At 63.8% G+C, this 22002-nt stretch carries 15 protein-coding genes; 12 read left to right on the top strand and 3 right to left on the bottom strand.

Features of this window, described 5'->3' with window-relative positions:
• Positions 1-65: 65 nt before the first annotated feature.
• Entirely contained in the window at positions 66-1679 is a 1614-nt protein-coding gene (locus NKJ91_RS05980) for a hypothetical protein (protein ID WP_352454810.1), read from the top strand.
• Here NKJ91_RS05980 and NKJ91_RS05975 read toward each other — a convergent pair.
• From NKJ91_RS05975 to NKJ91_RS05965, 3 genes are all read right to left on the bottom strand, one after another.
• Positions 1642-2259 carry an alpha-ketoglutarate-dependent dioxygenase AlkB family protein gene (locus NKJ91_RS05975; RefSeq protein WP_352454809.1) on the bottom strand — a complete coding sequence of 206 codons (618 nt, stop codon included), beginning with the start codon at positions 2257-2259 and terminating at the stop codon, positions 1642-1644. The genes NKJ91_RS05980 and NKJ91_RS05975 overlap by 38 nt on opposite strands.
• Positions 2260-2390: 131 nt before the next feature.
• Positions 2391-2828: an alternative ribosome rescue aminoacyl-tRNA hydrolase ArfB gene (gene arfB, locus NKJ91_RS05970; RefSeq protein WP_023677545.1), complete on the bottom strand. Its 438-nt coding sequence runs from the start codon at positions 2826-2828 to the stop codon at positions 2391-2393.
• Between the two features lie 79 nt (positions 2829-2907).
• Positions 2908-4518, bottom strand: a complete 1611-nt coding sequence (locus tag NKJ91_RS05965) for a phosphoenolpyruvate carboxykinase (protein WP_352451655.1) — start codon at positions 4516-4518, stop codon at positions 2908-2910.
• Between the two features lie 342 nt (positions 4519-4860).
• Between NKJ91_RS05965 and NKJ91_RS05960 the strand changes: the two genes are divergently transcribed.
• From NKJ91_RS05960 to addA, 11 genes are all read left to right on the top strand, one after another.
• Positions 4861-5562 (top strand): response regulator transcription factor, encoded by a 702-nt coding sequence (locus NKJ91_RS05960; protein ID WP_023677547.1) that lies wholly within the window; start codon positions 4861-4863, stop codon positions 5560-5562.
• Positions 5563-5584: 22 nt separating this feature from the next.
• The gene (locus tag NKJ91_RS05955; RefSeq protein WP_023677548.1) at positions 5585-7369 is read left to right on the top strand and encodes a sensor histidine kinase; all 1785 of its coding nucleotides are present in this window, start codon (positions 5585-5587) and stop codon (positions 7367-7369) included.
• 31 nt (positions 7370-7400) lie between these two features.
• Entirely contained in the window at positions 7401-7847 is a 447-nt protein-coding gene (locus NKJ91_RS05950; RefSeq protein ID WP_352454808.1) for an HPr kinase/phosphorylase, read from the top strand.
• Positions 7848-8011: 164 nt separating this feature from the next.
• The gene (locus NKJ91_RS05945; protein ID WP_352454807.1) at positions 8012-8413 is read left to right on the top strand and encodes a PTS sugar transporter subunit IIA; all 402 of its coding nucleotides are present in this window, start codon (positions 8012-8014) and stop codon (positions 8411-8413) included.
• Positions 8410-8706, top strand: a complete 297-nt coding sequence (locus NKJ91_RS05940; RefSeq protein ID WP_352454806.1) for an HPr family phosphocarrier protein — start codon at positions 8410-8412, stop codon at positions 8704-8706. Before NKJ91_RS05945 ends, NKJ91_RS05940 begins: the two co-directional genes overlap by 4 nt.
• Before the next feature lie 156 nt (positions 8707-8862).
• On the top strand, positions 8863-10263 hold the full coding sequence (gene ahcY, locus NKJ91_RS05935; RefSeq protein ID WP_023677552.1) for an adenosylhomocysteinase: 1401 nt from the start codon (positions 8863-8865) through the stop codon (positions 10261-10263).
• A gap of 188 nt (positions 10264-10451) precedes the next feature.
• Positions 10452-13013, top strand: a complete 2562-nt coding sequence (locus NKJ91_RS05930) for a sensor histidine kinase (protein ID WP_352454805.1) — start codon at positions 10452-10454, stop codon at positions 13011-13013.
• 8 nt (positions 13014-13021) lie between these two features.
• Positions 13022-14533 carry a tRNA (adenosine(37)-N6)-threonylcarbamoyltransferase complex ATPase subunit type 1 TsaE gene (gene tsaE, locus NKJ91_RS05925; RefSeq protein WP_352451650.1) on the top strand — a complete coding sequence of 504 codons (1512 nt, stop codon included), beginning with the start codon at positions 13022-13024 and terminating at the stop codon, positions 14531-14533.
• A gap of 41 nt (positions 14534-14574) precedes the next feature.
• The gene (locus NKJ91_RS05920) at positions 14575-15333 is read left to right on the top strand and encodes a nucleotidyltransferase family protein (RefSeq protein ID WP_352451649.1); all 759 of its coding nucleotides are present in this window, start codon (positions 14575-14577) and stop codon (positions 15331-15333) included.
• Positions 15330-18467 carry a double-strand break repair protein AddB gene (addB, locus tag NKJ91_RS05915; RefSeq protein WP_352454804.1) on the top strand — a complete coding sequence of 1046 codons (3138 nt, stop codon included), beginning with the start codon at positions 15330-15332 and terminating at the stop codon, positions 18465-18467. Before NKJ91_RS05920 ends, addB begins: the two co-directional genes overlap by 4 nt.
• Positions 18464-21976, top strand: coding sequence for a double-strand break repair helicase AddA (gene addA, locus NKJ91_RS05910; RefSeq protein WP_352454803.1), 3513 nt, complete (start codon positions 18464-18466; stop codon positions 21974-21976). Before addB ends, addA begins: the two co-directional genes overlap by 4 nt.
• Positions 21977-22002 lie beyond the last annotated feature (26 nt).

Raw genomic sequence — 22002 nt, 5'->3', positions numbered from 1 at the left:
CGGCTGGATCCAATCGCTCCGCTGGACGACATATGGCTCGATCTCGAGAGCCTCGGTGCAACAGCATGAGCGTCTCGAACGACATTGGCGGCTTGAGCCGCTGGCGCGACCGGGATATTGCGGCGTCGCTGCTTCCTAGCCGCAATGTCCTGGCCATTGCCGCAGTCACCGTCTTCTCGATCTTCTGGCAGCGACGTTGGGGGACTGTTCCCGACACCAGCTGGCTGATCACGGTCTGCGAGCGTATGCTGTCCGGTGAGCGGCTTTACTCGCAAATCTACGAGACCAATCCCCCATTCAGCGTCTGGCTCTATCTGCCGCCAGTGGCTGCGGCCAGATTGCTGGGCACCGCCCCGGAAATCCTGGTTGAGGCCTGGACATACCTTGCCGTGTTTATCGGACTTTCGCTCTCGGGCGTGATCGTCAAGCGTGCGGGTTTCACCGAAACTGCATCATTGTTTGCACTGGGGCCAGCGTTTTGCGCAATGTTGGTGGTCTTCCCCGGAAATGCTTTCAGTGAGCGGGAGCATATCGGCATGGCACTTTTCATGCCGCTGCTTGCGCTTCATGCCTGGCGCGCGCGCAGAGATGCAGCTGCCCAACCAGACCCCGGGCTCGCTGTACTCGCCGGCCTGTCGGGCAGCATTCTGCTGCTGGTCAAGCCCTACTATGCGATCATGGTGTTGGCGCCGGCGCTGGTCGTTGCAGTGCGCCGGCGCAGTCTGAAATCGATCTTCGCCCTGGAACACTGGGTCATTGGCGGCATCTGCGTTGTCTATCTCAGCACGGTCACGCTGATCCATCCGGAATTCGTGCGCGACATCTATCCCCTCTTGGCGGACGTTTATGCAAAGATCGGGATCTTTTGGCCGATTGTGATCGGCTACGGTTTCTCGTGGTGTTTCCTTGTCTTCCTGATCTGGTGGCTGTGGCCTGCCAGGCGGTTTCCAGAGCTGGCGGCGGTTGCGTTGGCGGCATCGATCGCTGGCATGTTTCCCCTGTTCTACCAAGCCAAAGGCTGGTCTTATCATGCCTATCCCGCGATCTTTTGCGCTGTGGCAGCCATTTTCTGCCTGCTGGCACTGCCCAGGATCGTGCAGCAGCCGTCGAAGCTGTTGACGTTCGTGACGGCTCCTTCGCGAGCTTGGGCATTGGCGGCGGTGGCAATCGCTTTCTTGCCGTACTGGAGCACCCAGAAACCAGGACCGGCACTGGTTGCAGCAATTCGCGCCGCCACCGATCGGCCGACCGTAGCGTTGGTCAGTTCGGATATTTCCTCGGGACATCCGTTGAACCGTATGATCGATGGGCAGTTCGTTTCGACCCACGTCAGCGATTGGCTTGGAGCGTTCGCACTTTCCCTGTCCCGGCAGGCAGCTCTCTCGGGTGACACCGCCGAAGCCATGCGTTACCAAGCCATCATGGCGCGCTACGTCGAAAGCAAACGCGAAGAGTTCGTGCGTCTGCGCCCGGATATCGTCGTCTTCAAAAAAAACAACACAATGTGGACAAGCCAACTGATGGGGCGTTTTGGCTTTGACGCCATCCTGGCGCACTACCGCATTCTTATCGAGGACGAGACCGAGCGCATCTATCTGCGCGACGATTATGTCCGCCCGGGCCCCCGGCCACCCGAACAGCCTATTTCGGCATCGTCACCCGTCGCAGCGTCAGATTGATGCGGCCGCCACTCCTGAGCAATGCCGAGGTCGACGGGTAGATACGGTCGACGCCGTGAAAGCAGAGCCGCCCTTCGCCGCCAAGCACGACGACGTCGCCGCTCCTCAGCCTGAACGATTTGGTGGCGCCGTCGCGCGTCGTCTGGCCGACCCGGAACAGGCAATCGTCGCCGAGCGACACCGAGACGACAGGCGCGGAGAAATCGCTCTCGTCGCGGTCCTGGTGAAGACCCATCTTGGCATCCTGCGAATAGAAATTGACCAGGCAGGCTTCCGGCGGGTGCGCATAGGCAGATACATCCCGCCACAGTTCGAGCAGCATCTCCGGGATCGGCGGCCAAGGCCTTCCGGTCACCGGGTGGGTCGGCTGGTAGCGATAGCCGTGCTCCTTGTCGGTGACCCAGCCCAGCGGACCGCAATTGGTCATGCGCACGCTCATCTCCTTGCCGGTACGCGGCATCGCCGGCACGAACAGCGGCGCGTTCTGCACGACCTGCCTGATATCTTCCACCAGCACTTCCTGCATGGCGCGCGACAGGTAGCCGGGCATATGGCGGACGCCTTTGGGCAGTACGAGCATCGCGTCGCTTAATCCGTTGGTCTGGAGTAATCAGAATGCCACCGTCAAATGAAAACGGCGACCCGAAAGCCGCCTCCGACGGTGGCTGCGCGCTTTAACCGGCGATCTGAGATCCGAAGCCGCTTCGGCTGTCACTCATCCCCGACCCGGCCGCGCAGTTTCTTGATCGAGCCGCGCCCGGCCTTGCTCTTGAGCCGTCTTTCGACCGCGCCTTTGGACGGCCTGGTCTTCTTGCGCGGCGGTGGTGGTGGTTCGGCGGCCTTGGCGACCAGTGCCGTCAGCCGCGCCCGGGCGTCCGCCCGGTTCTGCTCCTGGGTGCGGAAGCGTCCGGCTTCAATGACGATGACGCCGTCCTTGGTGGCGCGCTGGCCGGCAAGCTTGATGGTCCGTTCGCGCACCCGCTCCGACAGGCCAGCCGCATTGGCGGCATCGAAGCGCAATTGCACTGCCGTCGCCACCTTGTTGACGTTCTGGCCGCCCGGGCCGGACGAACGGATGAAGTCCTCGTGCAGGTCGCCCGGATTAATCACCGCATCGTCGGTAATGATGATCTTGTCGTCGGCGTTCATGCCGCACTCATGGCGCGGCAGGCGAAAAAAGAAAAGGCCCGATCGAAGCCGGGCCTTGAAGCATCACCAGGGGCGACGGCTATTCAGCCGCTACCTGCATGCGTGGTGCGGCGCCGAGCACCGTGGCGTCGACATGGGCTTCGAATTTTTCGAAATTGTCGACGAACATGCCGACCAGCCTTGCCGCCTGCCGGTCGTAGGCGGGCTTGTCGATCCAGGTCGATCTAGGGTCGAGAATGGCGCGGTCGACGCCGGCAACCGTCACCGGTACGTCGAAACCGAAATTGGCGTCGGTGCGGAAGTCGGCCGCTTTCAGCGAGCCGTCGAGCGCCGCCGCAAGCAGCGCCCGCGTTGCTTTGATCGGCATTCGCTTGCCGGTGCCGTAGGCGCCGCCGGTCCAGCCGGTGTTGACCAGCCAGCAATCGACGCCGTGGCGGGCGATGAGCTCGCGCAGCAGATTGCCGTATTCCGACGGATGCCGCGGCATGAACGGTGCGCCGAAGCATGTCGAAAATGTCGCTTCGGGTTCCGTAACGCCCTTCTCGGTCCCCGCCACCTTGGCGGTATAGCCGGAGAGGAAATGGTACATGGCCTGCGCCGGGGTCAGCCGCGCGATCGGCGGCATCACACCGAATGCGTCGGCGGTCAGCATGATGATGTTCTTCGGGTGGCTGGCGCGCCCCGTCTTGCTGGCGTTGGGGATGAAGTGGAGCGGATAGGCGCAGCGTGTGTTTTCGGTCAGCCCGCCATCGTCGAAATCCGGCACGCGGCCTGCGTCGAGCGCCACATTCTCCAGCACCGTGCCGAAGCGCTGGGTGGTGGCGAAGATCTCCGGCTCGGCTTCGGCCGAAAGCTTGATCGTCTTGGCATAGCAGCCGCCCTCGAAATTGAAGATGCCGTGCGGTCCCCAGCCATGCTCGTCGTCGCCGACCAGCGTGCGCGACGGGTCGGCCGACAACGTCGTCTTGCCGGTCCCGGAAAGGCCGAAGAAAACGGCCGCGTCGCCGACGGGCCCTTCATTGGCCGAGCAGTGCATCGGCATCACACCTTTTGCCGGCAGCAGATAGTTGAGCACGGTGAACACCGACTTCTTCATCTCGCCGGCATACGAGGTACCGCCGATCAACACGATCATGTGCGAAAGATCGACGGCAATCACCGTTTCGCCGCGCGTGCCGTGGCGGGCGGGATCGGCGCGGAACGACGGCAGGTCGATGATCGTCAAATCGGGCATGAAATGCTCGAGTTCGGCGGCGGCCGGTCGGATGAGCAGATTGCGGATGAACAAGGAGTGCCAGGCAAGCTCCGTGATCACCCTGGTCGGCAGCTTCAGTTCCTCGTCGGCGCCGCCGACCAGGTCCTGCACATAAAGGTCCTTTCCGGCCGCGTGGGCGCGAAAATCGGCAAGCAGCGTATCGAACTGGATCGGCGAAATCGCTTTGTTGTTGTCCCACCATATATGCGGCGCGGTGCTTTCGTCGCGCACCACGAATTTGTCCCTGGGCGAGCGGCCGGTGTGCTGCCCGGTCTCGGCGGCAAGCGCGCCATGCGCGGTGAGTCGGGCCTCGCCACGGCGGATTGCCTCCTCGTAGAGCGCGGCCGCGCCGAAATTATAGCGCACCACGCCCGTGGTTCTCAGGCCGATGCGATCGATTGCACATGCAGGATTGCGTTTGCCGGCTTCCGACATGGGTGTCCCTTCTTCGATTTACCGCGTCTTTACCGGCGAATTCCGGAACCCCCATTGCAGGAGCTAAAAACGTCAAAACCAGAAAAGGCGAATGATATCAAATCATTAATCGATTTAAATATTTTGAAAGTTGTTTAAATCGTTTATATGTGCAAAAACACTGATGGTTGCCCAAAGGATTGGCGATGTTCATTCGTCCAATCCATATCGAGGTACAATTGTAGCCGTCGACATGCCGCGCGTGACAGCGGATACAGCCTGTGCCACATTTTGTACCTAATTTGTCCTGCAAAAGCCCCTTCTCGACGAAAGAAGGGACAGCTCATGAGGGAGCCGCTTGAAATGGCAACAATCGCGCTTGTCGACGACGATCGCAACATTCTGACTTCGGTTTCGATCGCCCTCGAATCCGAGGGTTATCGGGTCGAAACCTACACGGATGGGGCATCGGCGCTGGAGGGACTGGCGGCGCGCCCGCCGAACCTCGCCATCCTCGACATCAAGATGCCGCGCATGGACGGCATGGAGTTGCTGCGCCGGATGCGTCAGAAATCCGACCTGCCGGTGATCTTCCTGACCTCCAAGGACGATGAGATCGATGAACTGTTCGGCCTCAAGATGGGCGCCGACGACTTCATCCGCAAACCCTTCTCGCAGCGTCTTCTGGTGGAGCGCGTCCGCGCCGTGCTGCGCCGCGCCAGCACCCGCGAGGCGGCGGCCAAGGCGCCCAACCAGCAGGCCCGGTCGCTTGAGCGCGGCCAGCTTGTCATGGACCAGGAGCGCCACACCTGCACCTGGAAGGGCGAGCCGGTGACGCTTACCGTCACCGAGTTCCTCATCCTGCATTCGCTGGCACAGCGTCCGGGGGTCGTAAAAAGCCGTGATGCGCTGATGGATTCGGCTTATGATGAGCAGGTCTATGTCGATGACCGCACCATCGACAGTCACATCAAGCGGCTGCGCAAGAAGTTCAAGGCTGTCGATGATGACTTCGAAATGATCGAAACCCTTTACGGAGTCGGATATCGGTTCCGCGAAGCTTGAGTCGAGCGGGAGCTGCTATTCGATGGCAGTGCAAGTAGAGCGAGTGAGACGGTCGGGCGCCGCCAGGCGCCCGCCGCGGATTCTGCCCGCCTTCGTGTCGAAAATCACGGTGCCGATGCGCCGGTTTCTCGGCCATCACATCTTTTCCAGCCTGACGCGGCGCATCCTCTTTCTCAACCTTGCCGGCCTTGCCGTCCTGGTCACCGGCATTCTCTATCTCAATACGTTTCGCGACGGGCTGATCGACGCCCGTGTCGAGAGCCTGATGACTCAAGGCGAGATCATCGCCGGCGCGATCGCCGCCTCGGCGACGGTCGAGACCGATTCGATCAGCATCGATCCAGAGAAGCTGCTCGAGTTACAGGCCGGCGAAAGCCTCGGCCCGGGCTCCGATCAGCTCGATAACCTCGATTTCCCGATCAATCCGGAGCGCGTGGCGCCGGTGCTCAGGCGGTTGATTTCGCCGACGCGGACGCGCGCCCGCATTTACGACCGCGACGCCAACCTGCTGCTCGATTCCCGCCATCTCTATTCGCGCGGCCAGATCCTTCGCTACGACCTGCCGCCGGTCGAAGAGGAACAGCCGGACCTTCTGGAGCGCATCCAGAAATTCGTCTTTGATTTCTTTCGCAACAAGCAGCTGCCTGTCTATCGCGAGCAGCCAGGTGGCAACGGCGCCGCGTTTCCGGAAGTGGTCAAGGCGCTTACCGGCAGTCCGTCGACGATCGTGCGGATCTCGGAGCAGGGCGAGCAGATCGTTTCAGTGGCGGTACCGATCCAGCGCTTCCGTGCCGTTCTCGGCGTGCTGATGCTGTCGACCGAAGGCGGCGACATCGACAAGATCGTCGCGGCCGAGCGCAAGGCGATCCTGCGCGTGTTCGGCATTGCCGCCCTGGTTACCGCCATCCTGTCGATGCTGCTGGCCTCCACCATCGCCAACCCGCTGCGCCGGCTTTCCGCGGCGGCCGTCAGGGTTCGCCGCGGCGTCAAGAACCGCGAGGAAATCCCCGACTTCTCCGACCGCCAGGACGAGATCGGCAATCTGTCGATCGCCGTGCGCGACATGACCAATGCGCTCTACGCCCGCATCGAGGCGATCGAAAGTTTTGCCGCGGATGTCTCGCACGAGTTGAAGAACCCGCTTACCTCGCTGCGCAGCGCGGTGGAGACATTGCCGCTGGCCAGGAACGACAATTCGCGCAGCCGGCTGATGGATATCATTCAGCACGATGTGAGGCGGCTTGACCGTCTCATCACCGATATTTCCGATGCCTCCCGTCTCGATGCCGAGCTGGCGCGGGAAGATGCGGGAACCGTCGACCTCAAGAAGTTCATCACCGATCTGGTCGCCGTCTCGCGCGAGGCCACGCGCAACAAAAAGGCGGTCGAGATCGAATTCAAGGTCGCCAAACTGCCACAGGGCGTGAAAGGCTACTTCGTCGTCGGTCATGATCTGAGGATCGGCCAGGTGATCACCAACCTGATCGAGAATGCCCGCTCGTTCGTTCCCGAGGAACGTGGCCACATCACCATATCGCTGGCGCGCGCCGGCAAGTTCAACATCGTCACCATCGACGACAATGGACCCGGTATCCGGGCCGATAACATCGATCGCATTTTCGAGCGGTTCTATACCGATCGGCCGGCCGGCGAGGCGTTCGGTCAGAACTCGGGCCTTGGCCTGTCGATATCCAGGCAGATCGTTGAAGCCCATGGCGGCACGCTGAGCGCCGAGAACATCCCGGGCACCAAGCCTGGCGAGATCAAGGGCGCGCGCTTCGTGGTGACGCTGCCGGCGGAAGGCTGACGGATGAATTCCAATCACGCCTGGTCCTATTGTGCAGCCTGAAAATATTCACGGCACCGCGATCCTGATAGGTGATCGCGGCATTCTCATCACCGGACCGTCCGGCTTGGGCAAGACCACGCTGGCGCTCGCCTTGATCGATCATTGCATCCAGCGTGGGCTGTTTTCCCGGCTGATCGGCGATGACCAGCTCTATGCTGCAGATTGCGATGGGCGGCTGGTCTGCCGCGCACCAGCCAGCATAGCCGGCCTCGTCGAGGTGCCGGGATTCGGCCCCAAACCGATACAGTTCGAGCCAAGCTGTGTGATCGACCTCATTATCCGGCTGGTGCCAGCCGGCAAAATGGCCCGCTTCCAGGAAGACTGCAGCGAACTCGTTGTCGGCGTACCAGTGCCGCGCATCGATCTTGCCGGGCGCAATGTAGCGGCGGCCTTGCCGGCAGTGATGTCGCGCCTGTCGATTGCGCCTTTCCTGTGATCCGATTTCGATTTTTTGCTGCAATGCGTCAAATTGGCTTGGGCCGGCGCAATTTTGGGCTTGTCAACGGGCCTTGCGTCGACAAGATAGCGCTCCCGCCACCTGGAACGGTCGGCGAGCATAAAATGCGCCTGTGAAGCGGCGATGACGGGAGCCACCAAAGAATGATCGGACTCGTGCTTGTAACGCACGGTCAACTGGCCGCCGAGTTCCGCAATGCCGTGGAACATGTCGTTGGGCCACAAGACAATTTCGAGACCGTGGCGATCGGTGCCGACGACGATATGGAACAGCGCCGCCGCGACATTATCGAGGCAGTCGGCCTCGTCGATACGGGATCAGGCGTCATCGTTTTGACCGACATGTTCGGCGGCACGCCCTCTAACCTCGCCATTTCCGTGATGGAATCCGGGCGTATCGAGGTCATTGCCGGCATGAACCTGCCGATGCTGATCAAGCTGTCCAGCGTTCGCAAGGGCGACAACATGACGGCCGCGCTGGATGAGGCGCAGGCTGCCGGCCGTAAATACATCAATGTCGCCAGTCAACTCCTGAGCAGCAAATGAGCGCGCTGTTGCCGGAAAAGCACAAGATCGTTCGCGACTTTCCGATCGTCAACCAGCGCGGCCTGCACGCACGCGCCTCGGCCAAGTTCGTTCAAATCGCCAGCGGCTTCAACGCCACGGTCCAGGTCGAGAAGGACGGCGTCAAGGTCGGCGGCACCTCGATCATGGGCCTGATGATGCTGGCGGCGAGCCCCGGTTATTCGATCCGCGTCACCGCCACCGGCCCGGAGGCCGAAGAGGTCATCGATGCGCTGGAGCAACTGGTTGCTTCCCGTTTTGGCGAGGAATGCTGACGTGCTGATCGCTTCTGAAGACATGCACGGATAAAGATTTCTTTATATCCCATTGTCGTCCGACTCCCGATCTGCTAGTCAGGCCGGCACCTCGCGCCCTCCGACACGCTTTCGGGGCGGGCGCGTCCCGCAATCAATTCGCATCGGAGCACTGCCATGACGGGTAGCAAGGACTATGTGGTCGCAGACATCGCGCTTGCCGGCTGGGGCCGCAAGGAGATCGAGATCGCCGAAACCGAAATGCCGGGCCTGATGGCCTGCCGCGAAGAATTCGGCGACAAGAAGCCGCTCAAGGGCGCGCGCATCACCGGCTCGCTGCACATGACCATCCAGACGGCGGTGCTGATCGAAACGCTTAAGGCGCTCGGCGCCGATATCCGCTGGGCTTCCTGCAATATCTTTTCGACCCAGGACCACGCTGCCGCGGCCATTGCCGAGGCCGGAATTCCGGTGTTTGCCGTCAAGGGCGAGACGCTGGAGGATTATTGGGTCTACACCGACAAGATCTTCCAGTGGGCCGATGGCGGCACCTCCAACATGATCCTCGACGACGGTGGCGATGCCACCATGTACATCCTGATCGGCGCCCGCGCCGAGGCCGGCGAGGATGTGCTGTCCAATCCGGGCAGCGAAGAGGAAGAGATCCTGTTTGCCCAGATCAAGAAGCGCATGCAGGCATCGCCCGGCTTCTTCACCAAACAGAAGGAAGCGATCCGCGGCGTCACCGAAGAAACGACGACCGGTGTCAACCGGCTCTATCAGTTGCAGAAAAAAGGCCTGCTGCCGTTCCCGGCGATCAACGTCAATGATTCCGTCACCAAGTCGAAATTCGACAACAAATATGGCTGCAAGGAATCGCTTGTCGACGGCATTCGCCGCGGCACCGACACGATGATGGCCGGCAAGGTCGCGGTTGTCTGCGGCTATGGCGACGTCGGCAAAGGCTCGTCGGCTTCGCTCAAGGGCGCCGGCGCCCGCGTCAAGGTCACCGAGGTCGATCCGATCTGCGCGCTGCAGGCGGCGATGGACGGTTTCGAGGTGGTCACGCTCGAAGACGCAGCGCCGACGGCCGACATCGTCATCACCACCACCGGCAACAAGGACGTCGTTACCCTCGACCACATGCGCCTGATGAAGGACATGGTGATCGTCGGCAACATCGGTCACTTCGACAACGAGATCCAGGTGGCCTCGCTGCGCAACCTGAAATGGACCAACATCAAGCCTCAGGTGGATATGATCACCTTCCCGGACGGCAAGCGGATGATCCTTTTGTCGGAAGGCCGCCTGCTCAACCTCGGCAACGCAACCGGCCACCCGAGCTTCGTCATGTCGGCGTCCTTCACCAACCAGGTGTTGGCCCAGATCGAGCTGTACACCAAGCCCGGCCAGTACGAGAACCAGGTCTATGTCCTGCCGAAGCATCTCGACGAAAAGGTCGCGCGCCTGCATCTCGACAAGCTCGGTGCCCGCCTGACCGAACTGTCCGGCGAACAGGCCGCCTATATCGGCGTCACTCCGCAGGGACCGTTCAAGCCGGAACACTACCGCTATTAACCACGGCGAAACTTGCCACTAGATATTGAAGCCGGGCGATTGACTTTTCGCCCGGCTTTATTTTTGCGCTGATTGATTCTTCACGCCGATTCGCGCAAGCGCTATGGTGCTGATTCGCGGTCCGGGGACGAGGCCCGGGCGCACGCATCAGGGCGGTCTTGCATTCAGGCGGCGAAGAGGACCAAGACATGCCGGGGGATAACCCGCCTTGCGCGGGACAGGCCGTTTCCGGCGGCCATAACGATTCGATCACGGGCTCCGCTGCCAGAGGCGGCAGCCTTCTATGGCGCGCCGGCAGCCGTGTCGGGGTGCTGCTTGCTTCTTCCGCGCTGGTTGGTCCGCTGCTTGGCTTTACTGCACATGCCCAAACCCGCGTGGCGCAAAAGGCCGGGCTGTCGGTCAGCACGGTCGAGGTCATGCAACTCGCGATGTTCGTCGGCGTCATGGGGGCGGCATTGCTGTCGGCCATCTTTCTGATCCGCGAACGGGCGCGCACCGCGGCGGAAAATGCCGAGCTCAGGACCCGTATCGCCGACGTCAATGCCGCGCTGCAGCGCTCGGAGGCGCTGCTCCATTCCCGCGATCAGCGCGTGGTGGTATGGGCGGCCGAGAACAAGAAGCCCGAGCTTGTCGGGACATTGCCGATCGAGAGCGGCGCGCCGGAGGACCGGGCGGCCTTCCTGGCTTTCGGCCGCTGGCTGATGCCGCGTTCGGCGGCCGCACTCGAACATGCCGTCGCGGCACTGCGGGACAAGGCAAAGCCGTTCGATCTTGTCATCGAATCGCAGGCCGGCCAGCCGCTCGAGGTTCACGGCCGCAAGAGTGCGGCGCATGTGCTGGTTCGCTTCGTCTCGCTTTCGGAGACACAGCGAAGCCAGGCCAGGCTGAAGATCGAGAACCAGCGCTTAGCCGCCGACCATGAGACGCTGATCGGTCTTCTGGATGCGCTCAAGATGCCGTCATGGCTGCGTACTGTCGACGGGCGGCTGAAATGGGTCAACCGCGCCTATGCCGAAGCGGTCGAGGCCGAGAATGCCGAAGCGGCGGTCCGCGATGGCAAGGAATTCCTCGGCGGCCAGGCGCGCGACACGATCGCTGCGCAGCACAAGTCGCGCGCGGTCTTTGAACAGACGCTCTCCACGGTCATCGAAGGCGACCGCCGTATGTTTGCCGTGACCGATTTTGCCGGAGCGGATGGTTCGGCTGGTCTTGCCTGCGACATCAGCGCTATCGAGGCCATTCGCGCCGAATATGAGCGGACCATGCAGAGCCACGCCGACACGCTCGATCAGCTCAACACCGCCGTGGCGATTTTCGACACCGACGAGAAATTGCGGTTTTTCAATCAGGCGTTCCAGAAACTATGGGGCCTCGACAGCGGCTTCCTGCACAGCGCGCCGGACAACGCCTTACTGCTCGACCGCCTGCGCAGCGAAGGCAAGATCGCCGAGCAGCCCGAATGGCGGCGCTGGAAAGAGAGCCTGCTCGGCGCTTACCGCGCGGTTGAATCGCAGGAGCATTGGTGGCATCTGCCGGACGGCAAGACCATTCGCGTCGTCGCCAATCCGCAGCCCAAGGGCGGCGTCACCTGGGTGTTCGAGAACCTGACCGAGAAGATGGACCTTGAAAGCCGCTACCAGACCGCCGTCCGGGTCCAGGGCGAGACGCTCGACAACCTCGCCGAAGGCGTCGCTGTGTTCGGCCCCGACGGCAGGCTGAGATTGTCGAACCCGGCGTTCGCGGCATTGTGGGGGCTGGATGCCGATGCCTCAAAACCCAACGTCCATGTCTCGACGATCCGCGACCTTTGCGACCGCCGTGCCGTCGACAGTCCGTGGGGCGGGTTCGTTGCCGCCATCACCGGCTTCGACGACGAGCGCCGCGACCGCCACGGCCAAACCGAATTGAACAACGGCACCGTTTTGCGCTACGCCGTCATCCCTTTGCCCAACGGCCAGGTGATGATGACCTTCGTCGACGTTACCGACAGCGTCAATGTCGAGCGGGCGCTGAAGGACAAGAATGAGGCGCTGCAAAAGTCCGACCAGATCAAGAACGAATTCGTGCAGCACGTCTCCTATGAGCTGCGCTCGCCACTCACCAACATCATCGGCTTTACCGAGCTTCTTTCACTGGCGTCGACTGGTCCGCTGAACCAGAAGCAACGCGAATATATCGGGCATGTCGGCTCGTCCTCCTCGGTCCTGCTCACCATCGTCAACGACATCCTCGACCTGGCGACGGTGGATGCCGGCATCATGGAACTCGACATTTCCGAAGTTCACATCGATCGAACCATTACGGCTGCCGCCGAACTGGTCGCCGACCGGCTGGAGGAACATGCGATCAAGCTTAGGATCGACGCGGCGGCAGCGCCGAAAACCTTCCACGGCGACGAGATCCGCGTCCGCCAGATCCTCTACAATCTGCTCAGCAATGCCGCCAATTACGCGCCGGAGGCGAGCACCATAACGCTCGCCTGCCGCCAACTTGCCGACGGCGTGGAATTTTCCGTTCACGATGACGGCCCCGGCATGCCGCCGGACCTGCTTGACTCAGTGTTCCGGCGCTTCGAGCCGCGCACCAATGGCGGCCGCCGCCGTGGCGCCGGGCTCGGCCTGTCGATCGTCAAGAGCTTTGTCGAACTGCATGGCGGCAGCGTCCGCATCGAGACCGGCAGGGATAAGGGCACCACGGTTGTTTGCGCCTTTCCCGACACGCCGTCCGGCATCCGCGCGGCGGCCGAGTAGCGCGTTCGATGGCGGTATTGGTGCTGGAGCGTTTTCTCGCCGACGAGGCTGCGACGGCAAGGTTCGGCGAGGATCTCGCCATGTCGCTGCGCATTGGCGACGTGCTCGCCCTCAAGGGCGATCTCGGCGCGGGCAAATCGACCTTGGCACGGGCGCTGATCAGGGCACTGGCCGACGATGCCGGACTCGACGTGCCGAGCCCGACCTTCACGCTGGTCCAGAGCTACGACACGCGTGTGCCGGTTCATCATTTCGATCTCTACCGCTTGGGCACGGCATCCGAGCTGGACGAGCTGGGCTTCGACGAGGCGCTGACGCAAGGCGCCGCGCTGGTCGAATGGCCGGAGCGGGCAGAGGCATATCTGCCGAAAACCTCGGTGCTGGTCGAACTTCTCCAGCAGGGCGACGGCCGACTGGCGAGACTATCGGGAGAGGGCGCCGCCTTCGAGCGCGCGGCGCGATCGCTGGCAATGCGCGATTTTCTCGGGCAGGCCGGTTGGGGCGAAGCGCAGCGACGACATTTCATCGGTGATGCCTCGGCTCGCTCCTACGAGATCGTCACGCTCGCCGGATTTCCGCCGCGCGTGCTGATGAACTCGCCAAGGCTGGTGCTCGGACCGCCAGTCCGCGACGGCAAACCCTATGCCGAGATCGCTCACACCGCGCAATCCGTTTCGGCGTTCGTCGCCATCGACCGGGCCTTGCGGGCCGGCGGCGTCAGCGTCCCGGAAATCCATGCCCAGGATCTCGAGCAGGGTTTTCTCCTGCTGGAGCATCTCGGTTCCCAAGGGTTTCTCGACAAGCGCGGCCAGCCGGTGGCCGAGCGCTACGCTGCGGCGGCCGAACTGCTTGCCATGATGCACGGCAAAACATGGCCGACCCGCATGCAGGCCGGCCCCGGCGTCTTCCACGAGGTGCCGCCTTTCGACCGCGACGCCATGATGATCGAGGCCGAATTGTTGGTCGACTGGTATGTCCCGGCGATATCAGGCGCTCCGCCTAGAGAGGCGCTGCGCGCCGGTTACCGCAGCGAATGGAGTGCGGTGCTCGATCGGCTGGAGGGGCGCGAATACACGCTGATGCTGCGCGATTTCCATTCACCCAACCTGATCTGGCGCGCTGACCGTTCCGGTCACGATCGCCTCGGCGTCGTCGATGTCCAGGACGCGCTGATCGGGCCGTCCGCCTACGACGTCGCCTCGCTCGCCATGGACGCGCGCGTCACTATCTCACCCGAAATCGAAAAGCACACGCTCGCCGCCTACATCGCCGCGCGACGCGCTGCCGGTGCCTTCGATGAGAACGAATTCCGCGAAACCTATGCAATCATGGCCGCACAGCGCAATTCCAAGATCCTCGGCATCTTCGTGCGGCTCGAAAAACGCGACGGCAAGCCTTATTATCTGAAGCATCTGCCGCGCATCCGCGACTATCTTCGCCGGGCACTGGCGCATCCGGCGCTGGCCGGGCTGCAGGATTTCTACATCGCCCACGGCTTGCTGGAGGAACGCTCGATTTGACGGCTAAGGATTTGGGCCCGAAGGCGTCGGATGAGCAGCCGATGCCGACGACCGCCATGGTGCTCGCCGCCGGGCTCGGCAAGCGCATGCGGCCGATCACCGACACCATGCCGAAGCCGCTGGTCAAGGTCGCCGGCAAGACATTGCTCGACTGGGGGCTGGACTGCCTAGCCGAAGCCGGCGTCGCCAAGGCCGTCGTCAACGTCCATTACCTCCCGCAACAGATCGTGGACCATGTAGCCCGCCGCAGTGCGCCGAGAATCGTCATCTCGGATGAGAGTAGGGGCTTGCTTGACTCCGCCGGTGGTATCGTCAAGGCATTGCCCAGGTTAGGGGCGCCCTTCTATGTGCTCAACGCCGACACCTTCTGGATCGACAGCGGCGTTTCCAATCTCAGGCGTCTTGCCCTTGCATGGGAGGGCGCGACAATGGACATTCTGCTGATGCTTGCGGATCTCCAGTCGGCAACCGGACATAGCGGCGGCACCGATTTCCTGGTGGCGCCGGACGGCGCCTTGCGGCGTGCGAACAACGATCCGGCCGGCCTGATCTATGCCGGCGCCGCAATCGTCCATCCGTGCATCTTCAAGGATGCGCCGGCCGGTCCACACTCTCTCAACGCCTATTTCGATGCGGCAATCGCCGCCGGCCGCTTGTTCGGCATGAAAATGCAGGGTCACTGGATTACTGTCGGCACACCTGACGCGATCCCGCGGGCGGAAGCAGCGGTCGCCGCCGCGCTTGCCGGCACGCCCAATGCTGTTGCTGAGGCACCCGGCGCTCTTACCGAGTCGAAATGAGCGGCTCCCGCCGCGTTTTCTCGATCCCGCCCGGAGCGCCGTTCCTGCCGACGCTGGCCGAGGCGCTGCTTGCGGGGCGCTTGGTTCCCGGCTTCGCCTATGACGGCGATCCGCTGGCGCTGGCCGATCTCACCATCTATGTGCCGACGCGCCGTGCGGCGCGGGCGCTTCGCGGCGTCTTCGTCGATGCTCTCTCGCGCTCGGGAAGCCGCTCGGCGATCCTGCCGGTCATCCGCCCGCTTGGTGAGTTCGATGAAGATGAAGCCGCCTTCGAGGCAGGAGGTTCGGTCGCCATCGACCTTGCGCCGCCGATCGCCGCGGTCGAGCGTCTTCTGCTGCTTGCGCCGCTGGTGCGGGCGTGGAAACGCCGCCTGCCGGCACATGTCGCGGCATTGTTCGACGAGGAGATCGTCATACCGGCCTCCGCCGCCGACGCCATCTGGCTGGCGCGCGACCTTGCAGGCCTGATGGATGAGATCGACACCGAAGGCACGGATTGGGCAAGGCTCGCCGACCTTGTAACCGGCAATCTTGCAGGCTGGTGGCAGGTGACACTCGACTTCCTGACCATCGTGACGGAGAACTGGCCGAACCTGCTCGAGGAACGCCATCGCTCCAATCCCGCCGCGCATCGCAATGCCCTGATAAGGCTGGAGGCAGCGCGGCTGCGGCGCAATCCGCCGGCCGAGCCGGTGATCGCCGCCGGCTCCACCGGCTCCATTCCCGCCACGGCCGAGCTGCTTGCCGTGATCGCCGGTCTGCCCAATGGCGCCGTTGTGCTGCCCGGGCTCGACCGGACGTTGGACGAGCCGTCCTTTGCCGCGATCACCACACCGGGCGCGCGCCCAGCCGTGCTTGGCCACCCGCAATACGGCCTGGCAAAGTTGATCGGCAAGATCGGCGTGCCGCGCGCCGATGTCGAGGAGCTTGCCGTTGCGCCGCGACCGCTTGCGCTGCGCGCCGCACTTGTCGGCGAAGCGCTGCGCCCGGCGGAGACCACCGAGCTCTGGGCCGAGACGCGCGCCCGCTTTAGGGCCGGCGATATTGCCGAGGCCTTCGCCGATGTGACGCTTCTCGAAGCCGCCAGCGAACGCGACGAAGCCGTGGCGATCGCCGTCGCGCTCAAACAGGCCGTCGAACGGCCCGGCCAGCGCGCCGCACTCGTCACCGGCGACCGCGCTCTGGCGCGGCGCGTCTCAGTCGAGCTGCTGCGCTTCGGCGTTGCCGCCGACGATTCCGGCGGCACGCCGCTGATCAACACACCAGCCGCCAGCCTGCTCAGGCTGGCGCTTCAGGCAGCCTTCCGCCCGGGCGACCCCGTCGCCCTGCTGTCGCTGCTCAAGCATCCCCTGCTTGGCCTCGGCCTGGAGCGGGCAAGCGTGCGCTATGCGGCCGAAATCGTCGAACTCGTGGGGCTGCGCGGCGGCACAGGGCGTCCGGACGTGGCGTCGCTGCCGCAGCTCTTCGACACCCGGCTCCTCGAATTCGACGGCGGCGGCAATCGCCGCCCACCCTTCTGGTGGCCGCGGCTTTCGGTCAGGCGCATCGAACAGGCGCGCGACCTGCTGATCCGGCTAACGGCCGCGCTGGCGCCGCTGGTTGCTTTTCGCGGCGACGAGAATGCCGATCTTGCCACCCTTGTGCGCGCCAGCGTCGTTGCGCTCGAAAGTCTCGGCCGCGCCGCTGACGGCAGCCTGAGCGAACTCTATGCGGGCGATGCCGGCGAAAAGCTCGCCGAGCTCTTACGCGGGCTGGTCGCGGCCTCGGTGTCGTTCTCCTTCGCCGCTGACGAATGGCCTGACGTGATGGAGGCGCTGATCGCGCCCGAGACGGTCAAGCCGGCGCAGGGCACCGACAGGAACATCGCCATCTGGGGTGTGCTGGAAGCGCGGCTTCAGGATGTCGACACGCTGGTCGTCGGCGGGCTCAACGAAGGCGTGTGGCCGCGCAAGCCGGAGAGCGACCGCTTCATGTCGCGGCTGATGAAGACCGGCATCGATCTTGAACCGCCCGAGCGGCGCATTGGCCTTGCCGCCCATGATTTCCAGATGGCCATGGGCGCCAAAAAAGTGGTGCTGGCTCGCTCCGGCCGCTCCGGCGACGCACCGTCGGTACCTTCGCGCTGGCTGCAGCGCATCCTTACATTCGTCGGCGAGGACCACGCTGCTGCACTTCGCCGGCGCGGCGACGAACTGCTTGCCTGGGCGCGTGCGCTCGATGCCGGCGAAAAGCAGGACTTTGCGCCGAGGCCGCAGCCGAAACCGCCGCTCGCCGCGCGGCCGCACCACTTCTCGGTCACCGAGATCGAAACGCTACGCCGCGATCCCTATGCGGTCTATGCCAGAAGGATACTCGGCCTGATGCCGCTCGATCCGGTCATTCGCGATCCGGGCGCTGCCGAGCGTGGCACGCTGTTTCACGCCATTCTGCACCTCTTCTCGGCGAGGGTGGCCGACCCGCGCGCGCGCGAGGCGCTGGACGGGCTCATCGCCGCAGGCCGCTCCTGCTTTGCCGACGCGGCCCTGCCCGCCGATGTCGAGGCGGTGTGGTGGCCGCGTTTTGAAAAGCTTGCCGCCGGCATCATCGAATGGGAGCGCGGCCGGGCCGCAGCCGTGGCACGGCGGCACGCCGAGGAACGCGCCGAAAAGACCGGTGTGGGCCGCTCCGGCGTAACGCTGTCCGGCTATGCCGATCGCATCGATCTGCTGGCCGGCGGCATGGCCGACATCCTCGATTACAAGACCGGCTCGTCGCCATCCAAAGCACAGGCGCACACGCTGCTGTCGCCGCAGCTGGCGCTGGAGGGCGCGCTGCTGCGGCGCGGCGCCTTCAAGGAGCTTGGCGCATGCGAGCCGTCGCAACTGGCCTTCGTGCGGCTGAGGCCGAATGGCGAAGTGTTCGAGGAATCCATCCTCGAATACAACCGCAAGCCGCGAACCGCCGCCGATCTCGCCGAAGAAGCGTGGGCGCGGCTGGAAAAACTGCTGATCCACTACGCCGACCCGGCGACCGGCTATCTGTCGCGGGCGCTGCCGTTCCGCGAGGGTGAGACCGACGGCGACTACGACCATCTCGCCCGCGTGCTCGAATGGTCGGCCGGCGGCGATGCCGACGACGAGGGAGGGGAGGTATGAAAAAGGCCTATCCCATTCCAAGCGACACTGCCGCGAGCCAGGCAAGCGCCTCCGATCCGCGCAATTCCGCATGGGTGTCGGCCAATGCCGGATCCGGCAAGACCCATGTACTCGCCCAGCGCGTTATCCGGCTGTTGCTGCGCGGCACCGATCCGTCCAAGATCCTGTGCCTGACCTACACGCGTGCCGCCGCCGCCAACATGTCGAACCGGGTGTTTTCGACCCTGTCGCAATGGACGGCCCTGGGCGATGCCGAGCTCTCGACACGGATAGAGGCGCTGGACGGCCGCCAGCCCGACCGCGAAACCATGCGCCGGGCGCGGCGGTTGTTTGCAGAGGCGCTGGAAACACCGGGCGGGCTGAAGATCCAGACCATCCACGCCTTCTGCGAATCGGTGCTGCATCAGTTCCCGCTGGAAGCCAATATCCCTGCGCATTTCGAAATGCTCGATCCGCAAATGGAGGCTTCGCTGTTTGCCGCCGCCCGCCGCGACATGATTTCGGGCGGCGTTGCAGGCGATGCGGCATTGTCCGAGGCCTTCGCCACCGTGCTGGAGCGCGGCGGCGAGCATGGGCTCGACGCACTGCTGGCCGAGATCGTGCGCAAGCGCGATGGTTTGCGTGCGTTCATCGCCGCGGCCGGCGGCGATGGTTTTCAGGCGCTGTTCGACGAGTTCCATTTCCGCGCCGGCCAGACGGCCGAAGGTATAGCCGCTTCGGTTTGGCCGCTGCCCGGCTTCCTGCCGGATTATCTCGTCACCTTTTCACGGGCGGCCGAGGCCGCCGATGCGCGCATCGTGCTGAACAATCTGCTGCCATACGCCCGCCTTGCCTTTGCCGAGGAGGATCCGGTACGTCGCCTGAATTTGCTCTCCAAGGCTTTCCTGAGAGCCGACGGCGAGCCTTACGATCCGGCAAAGACGTTCAAAAGGGCATTGCTTGACCGGCTGCCCGATCTTGCCGAGCGTTATCTGGCGGCGGTCGACGCCATTCTCGAAATCTCCGACCGGCTGGCCTTGTTCAGGATGCTGGAAGGCACGCGTGCGGCGCTGACCATCGCCGACTGGCTGATCGCTCGCTACGAGCAATTGAAGCGCGCCCGCGGCTTCCTCGACTTCAACGACCTGATCACCCGCACGGTCCATCTACTGGCGCGGCCCGACGCCGGCCCATGGGTGCAGTACAAGCTCGACCAGGGCATCGACCACATCCTCCTCGACGAGGCGCAGGACACCAGTCCCGACCAGTGGGAGGTGGTCAAGCGGCTGGCGGAGGAGTTCTTTGCCGGGCTCGGCGCACGCGACGCGGTCCACCGCACCATCTTTGCTGTCGGCGACGAAAAGCAGTCGATCTATTCCTTCCAGGGAGCCGCCCCGGACTCCTTTGCCGACAGCCGGCTTTTGTTTGCCGGCAAAGTCAGATCCGCCGCCGCCGCCTTCGCCGATCTCAAGCTGACCTGGTCGTTTCGCTCGACCGACGACGTGCTTGCGGCCGTGGATCGTGTCTTTGCCGACCCGAACGTGCGGCGCGGCATCAGCCACGATCCCGATCCGCTCGACCACAAGGCGATCCGCAACGATGCGCCGGGCTATGTCGACGTCTGGCCCTCGCTCGGCGCCGACATCGTCGACGAACCGGACGACTGGACGCAAGCGGTGGATCACGCCCACGCACCGGCGGTGCGCGTTGCCGAAAACGTTGCAGCGACCATTGCCGGCTGGATCGGCGGCGGCGAGGTCATCGAAGGGCGTGGCAAGAAACTCCGGCCCGGCGACGTGCTGGTGCTGGTGCGCAAGCGCGACCGCTTCGTCCATGCGCTGACACGGGCGTTGAAGCGCCGCCACATCCCGGTGGCCGGCGCCGACCGGCTCAGCCTGCCTGGCCATATCGCGGTGAAGGACCTGATCGCACTCGGTCATTTTCTCATCCAGCCCGAGGACGATCTGTCGCTGGCCGCCGTGCTGCGCAGCCCGATCTTCGATGTCTCGGAAGAGCAGCTTTTCGCGCTTGCTGCGGAGAGGCCATCGGGCGTCTCGCTGATCGCCTCGCTGCGCCGGCATGCCGGCGAAAGCGAGGCGTTGGCCGCCGTCGTCAGCCGGCTCGGCACATGGTCGAACGAGGCCGCATTCAAGCCGGTGTTCGAATTCTATGCTGCAGCTCTCGCCCGCGACGGCCTGCGCAAGAAGATGATCGCGCGGCTCGGTCCGGAGGCCGGCGATATCCTCGACGAATTCCTGAATTTCTGCCTGGCCGAGGAGCGGACCGGCCTGCCGGGACTGGAATCCTTCCTGTCGACATTGGAAAACGCCGGCCCCGAGATCAAGCGCGAAATGGACCAGACCCGCGACGAGGTTCGCGTCATGACCGTGCATGCCGCCAAAGGCCTGGAAGCGCCGGTGGTATTCCTTGTCGATGGCGGCTCCGCGCCGTTCAGCGACCAGCATCTGCCGAGATTGATGCCGTTCGAAGGCTCGGGCGACTGCTGGGAGGGCAAGGGCTATCTCTGGCGTTCGGCCAGCGATGTCGCCAATGGGTTTTCACGCGCCGCATCGGCCCGCGCCCGCGAGCTCGCCGACGATGAATATCGCCGGCTGCTCTATGTAGGCATGACCCGCGCCGAGGATCGGCTGATCGTCTGCGGCTACCATGGCAAACGGGCGCCGAATACCGGTACCTGGCATTCGATCGTCAGCCGCGCACTGGTCGGTGCCGCGGAGAGCGAAGAACGCCGGCATCCCATCACTGGCGAGACCGTGCATCGTTTCCAGGTGACGAAACTGCCGCCCATGCCACTGGCGGCAGTGAATGAGGCACGACAGGCGGAACGCTTTGCACCACTGCCGGAAACCCTGTTCCGGCCTCTGCCGCCCTTCGAGGAATTGCCGCGGCCGCTCTCGCCGTCCGGCGCCTCGGTGCTGATCGACGAGGCGCGGCAAGCGGTGGCCGACACGCGTTCGCCGGTACTGGATGCCGACGCCGAGCCCGGCTTTGCCGTCATGCGCGGGCTGGCGCTGCACAAATTGCTGCAGATGCTGCCCGGCATCGCCGAGGGAAAACGCCGGGATGCCGCCGAACGCTATCTGGCAAGAGCCGGCGCGGAATGGCTCGACGACGAGCATGACAAGGCCTTGGCTGGCGTTTTCAGAATTCTTGCCGACAGCCGCTTCGCGCCGCTGTTTGCGCCAAACTCGCGCGCCGAAGTCGCCATCATGGGCAGCCTGGAGGTAAGGGGCAAACTGCGCTCGATTTCCGGCAAGATCGACCGGTTGGCAATAACGCCGGACAAGGTTTCGATCGTCGACTACAAGACCAATCGGCCAGCGCCAGCTACGCTCGCCGAAGTGCCGCAAGCCTATGTTCTGCAGCTCGCACTTTATCGCGCGCTGCTTCAGCCGCTCTATCCGGGACGCGAGGTCTCGGCGGCGCTGCTGTTCACCGAGGCGCCGCGGCTGATCGAGCTGCCGGCGGCGGCCATGGACGATGCGCTTGCTAGACTCACGGGAGCGTGACACAACACTTGCTTGAACACGGACGC

The sequence above is a fragment of the Mesorhizobium sp. M0040 genome, from assembly GCF_040323505.1.
GTDB lineage: Bacteria > Pseudomonadota > Alphaproteobacteria > Rhizobiales > Rhizobiaceae > Mesorhizobium.
The sequence above is the reverse complement of the archived record's forward strand: the minus strand, read 5'-3'. Positions and strand labels throughout refer to the sequence as shown.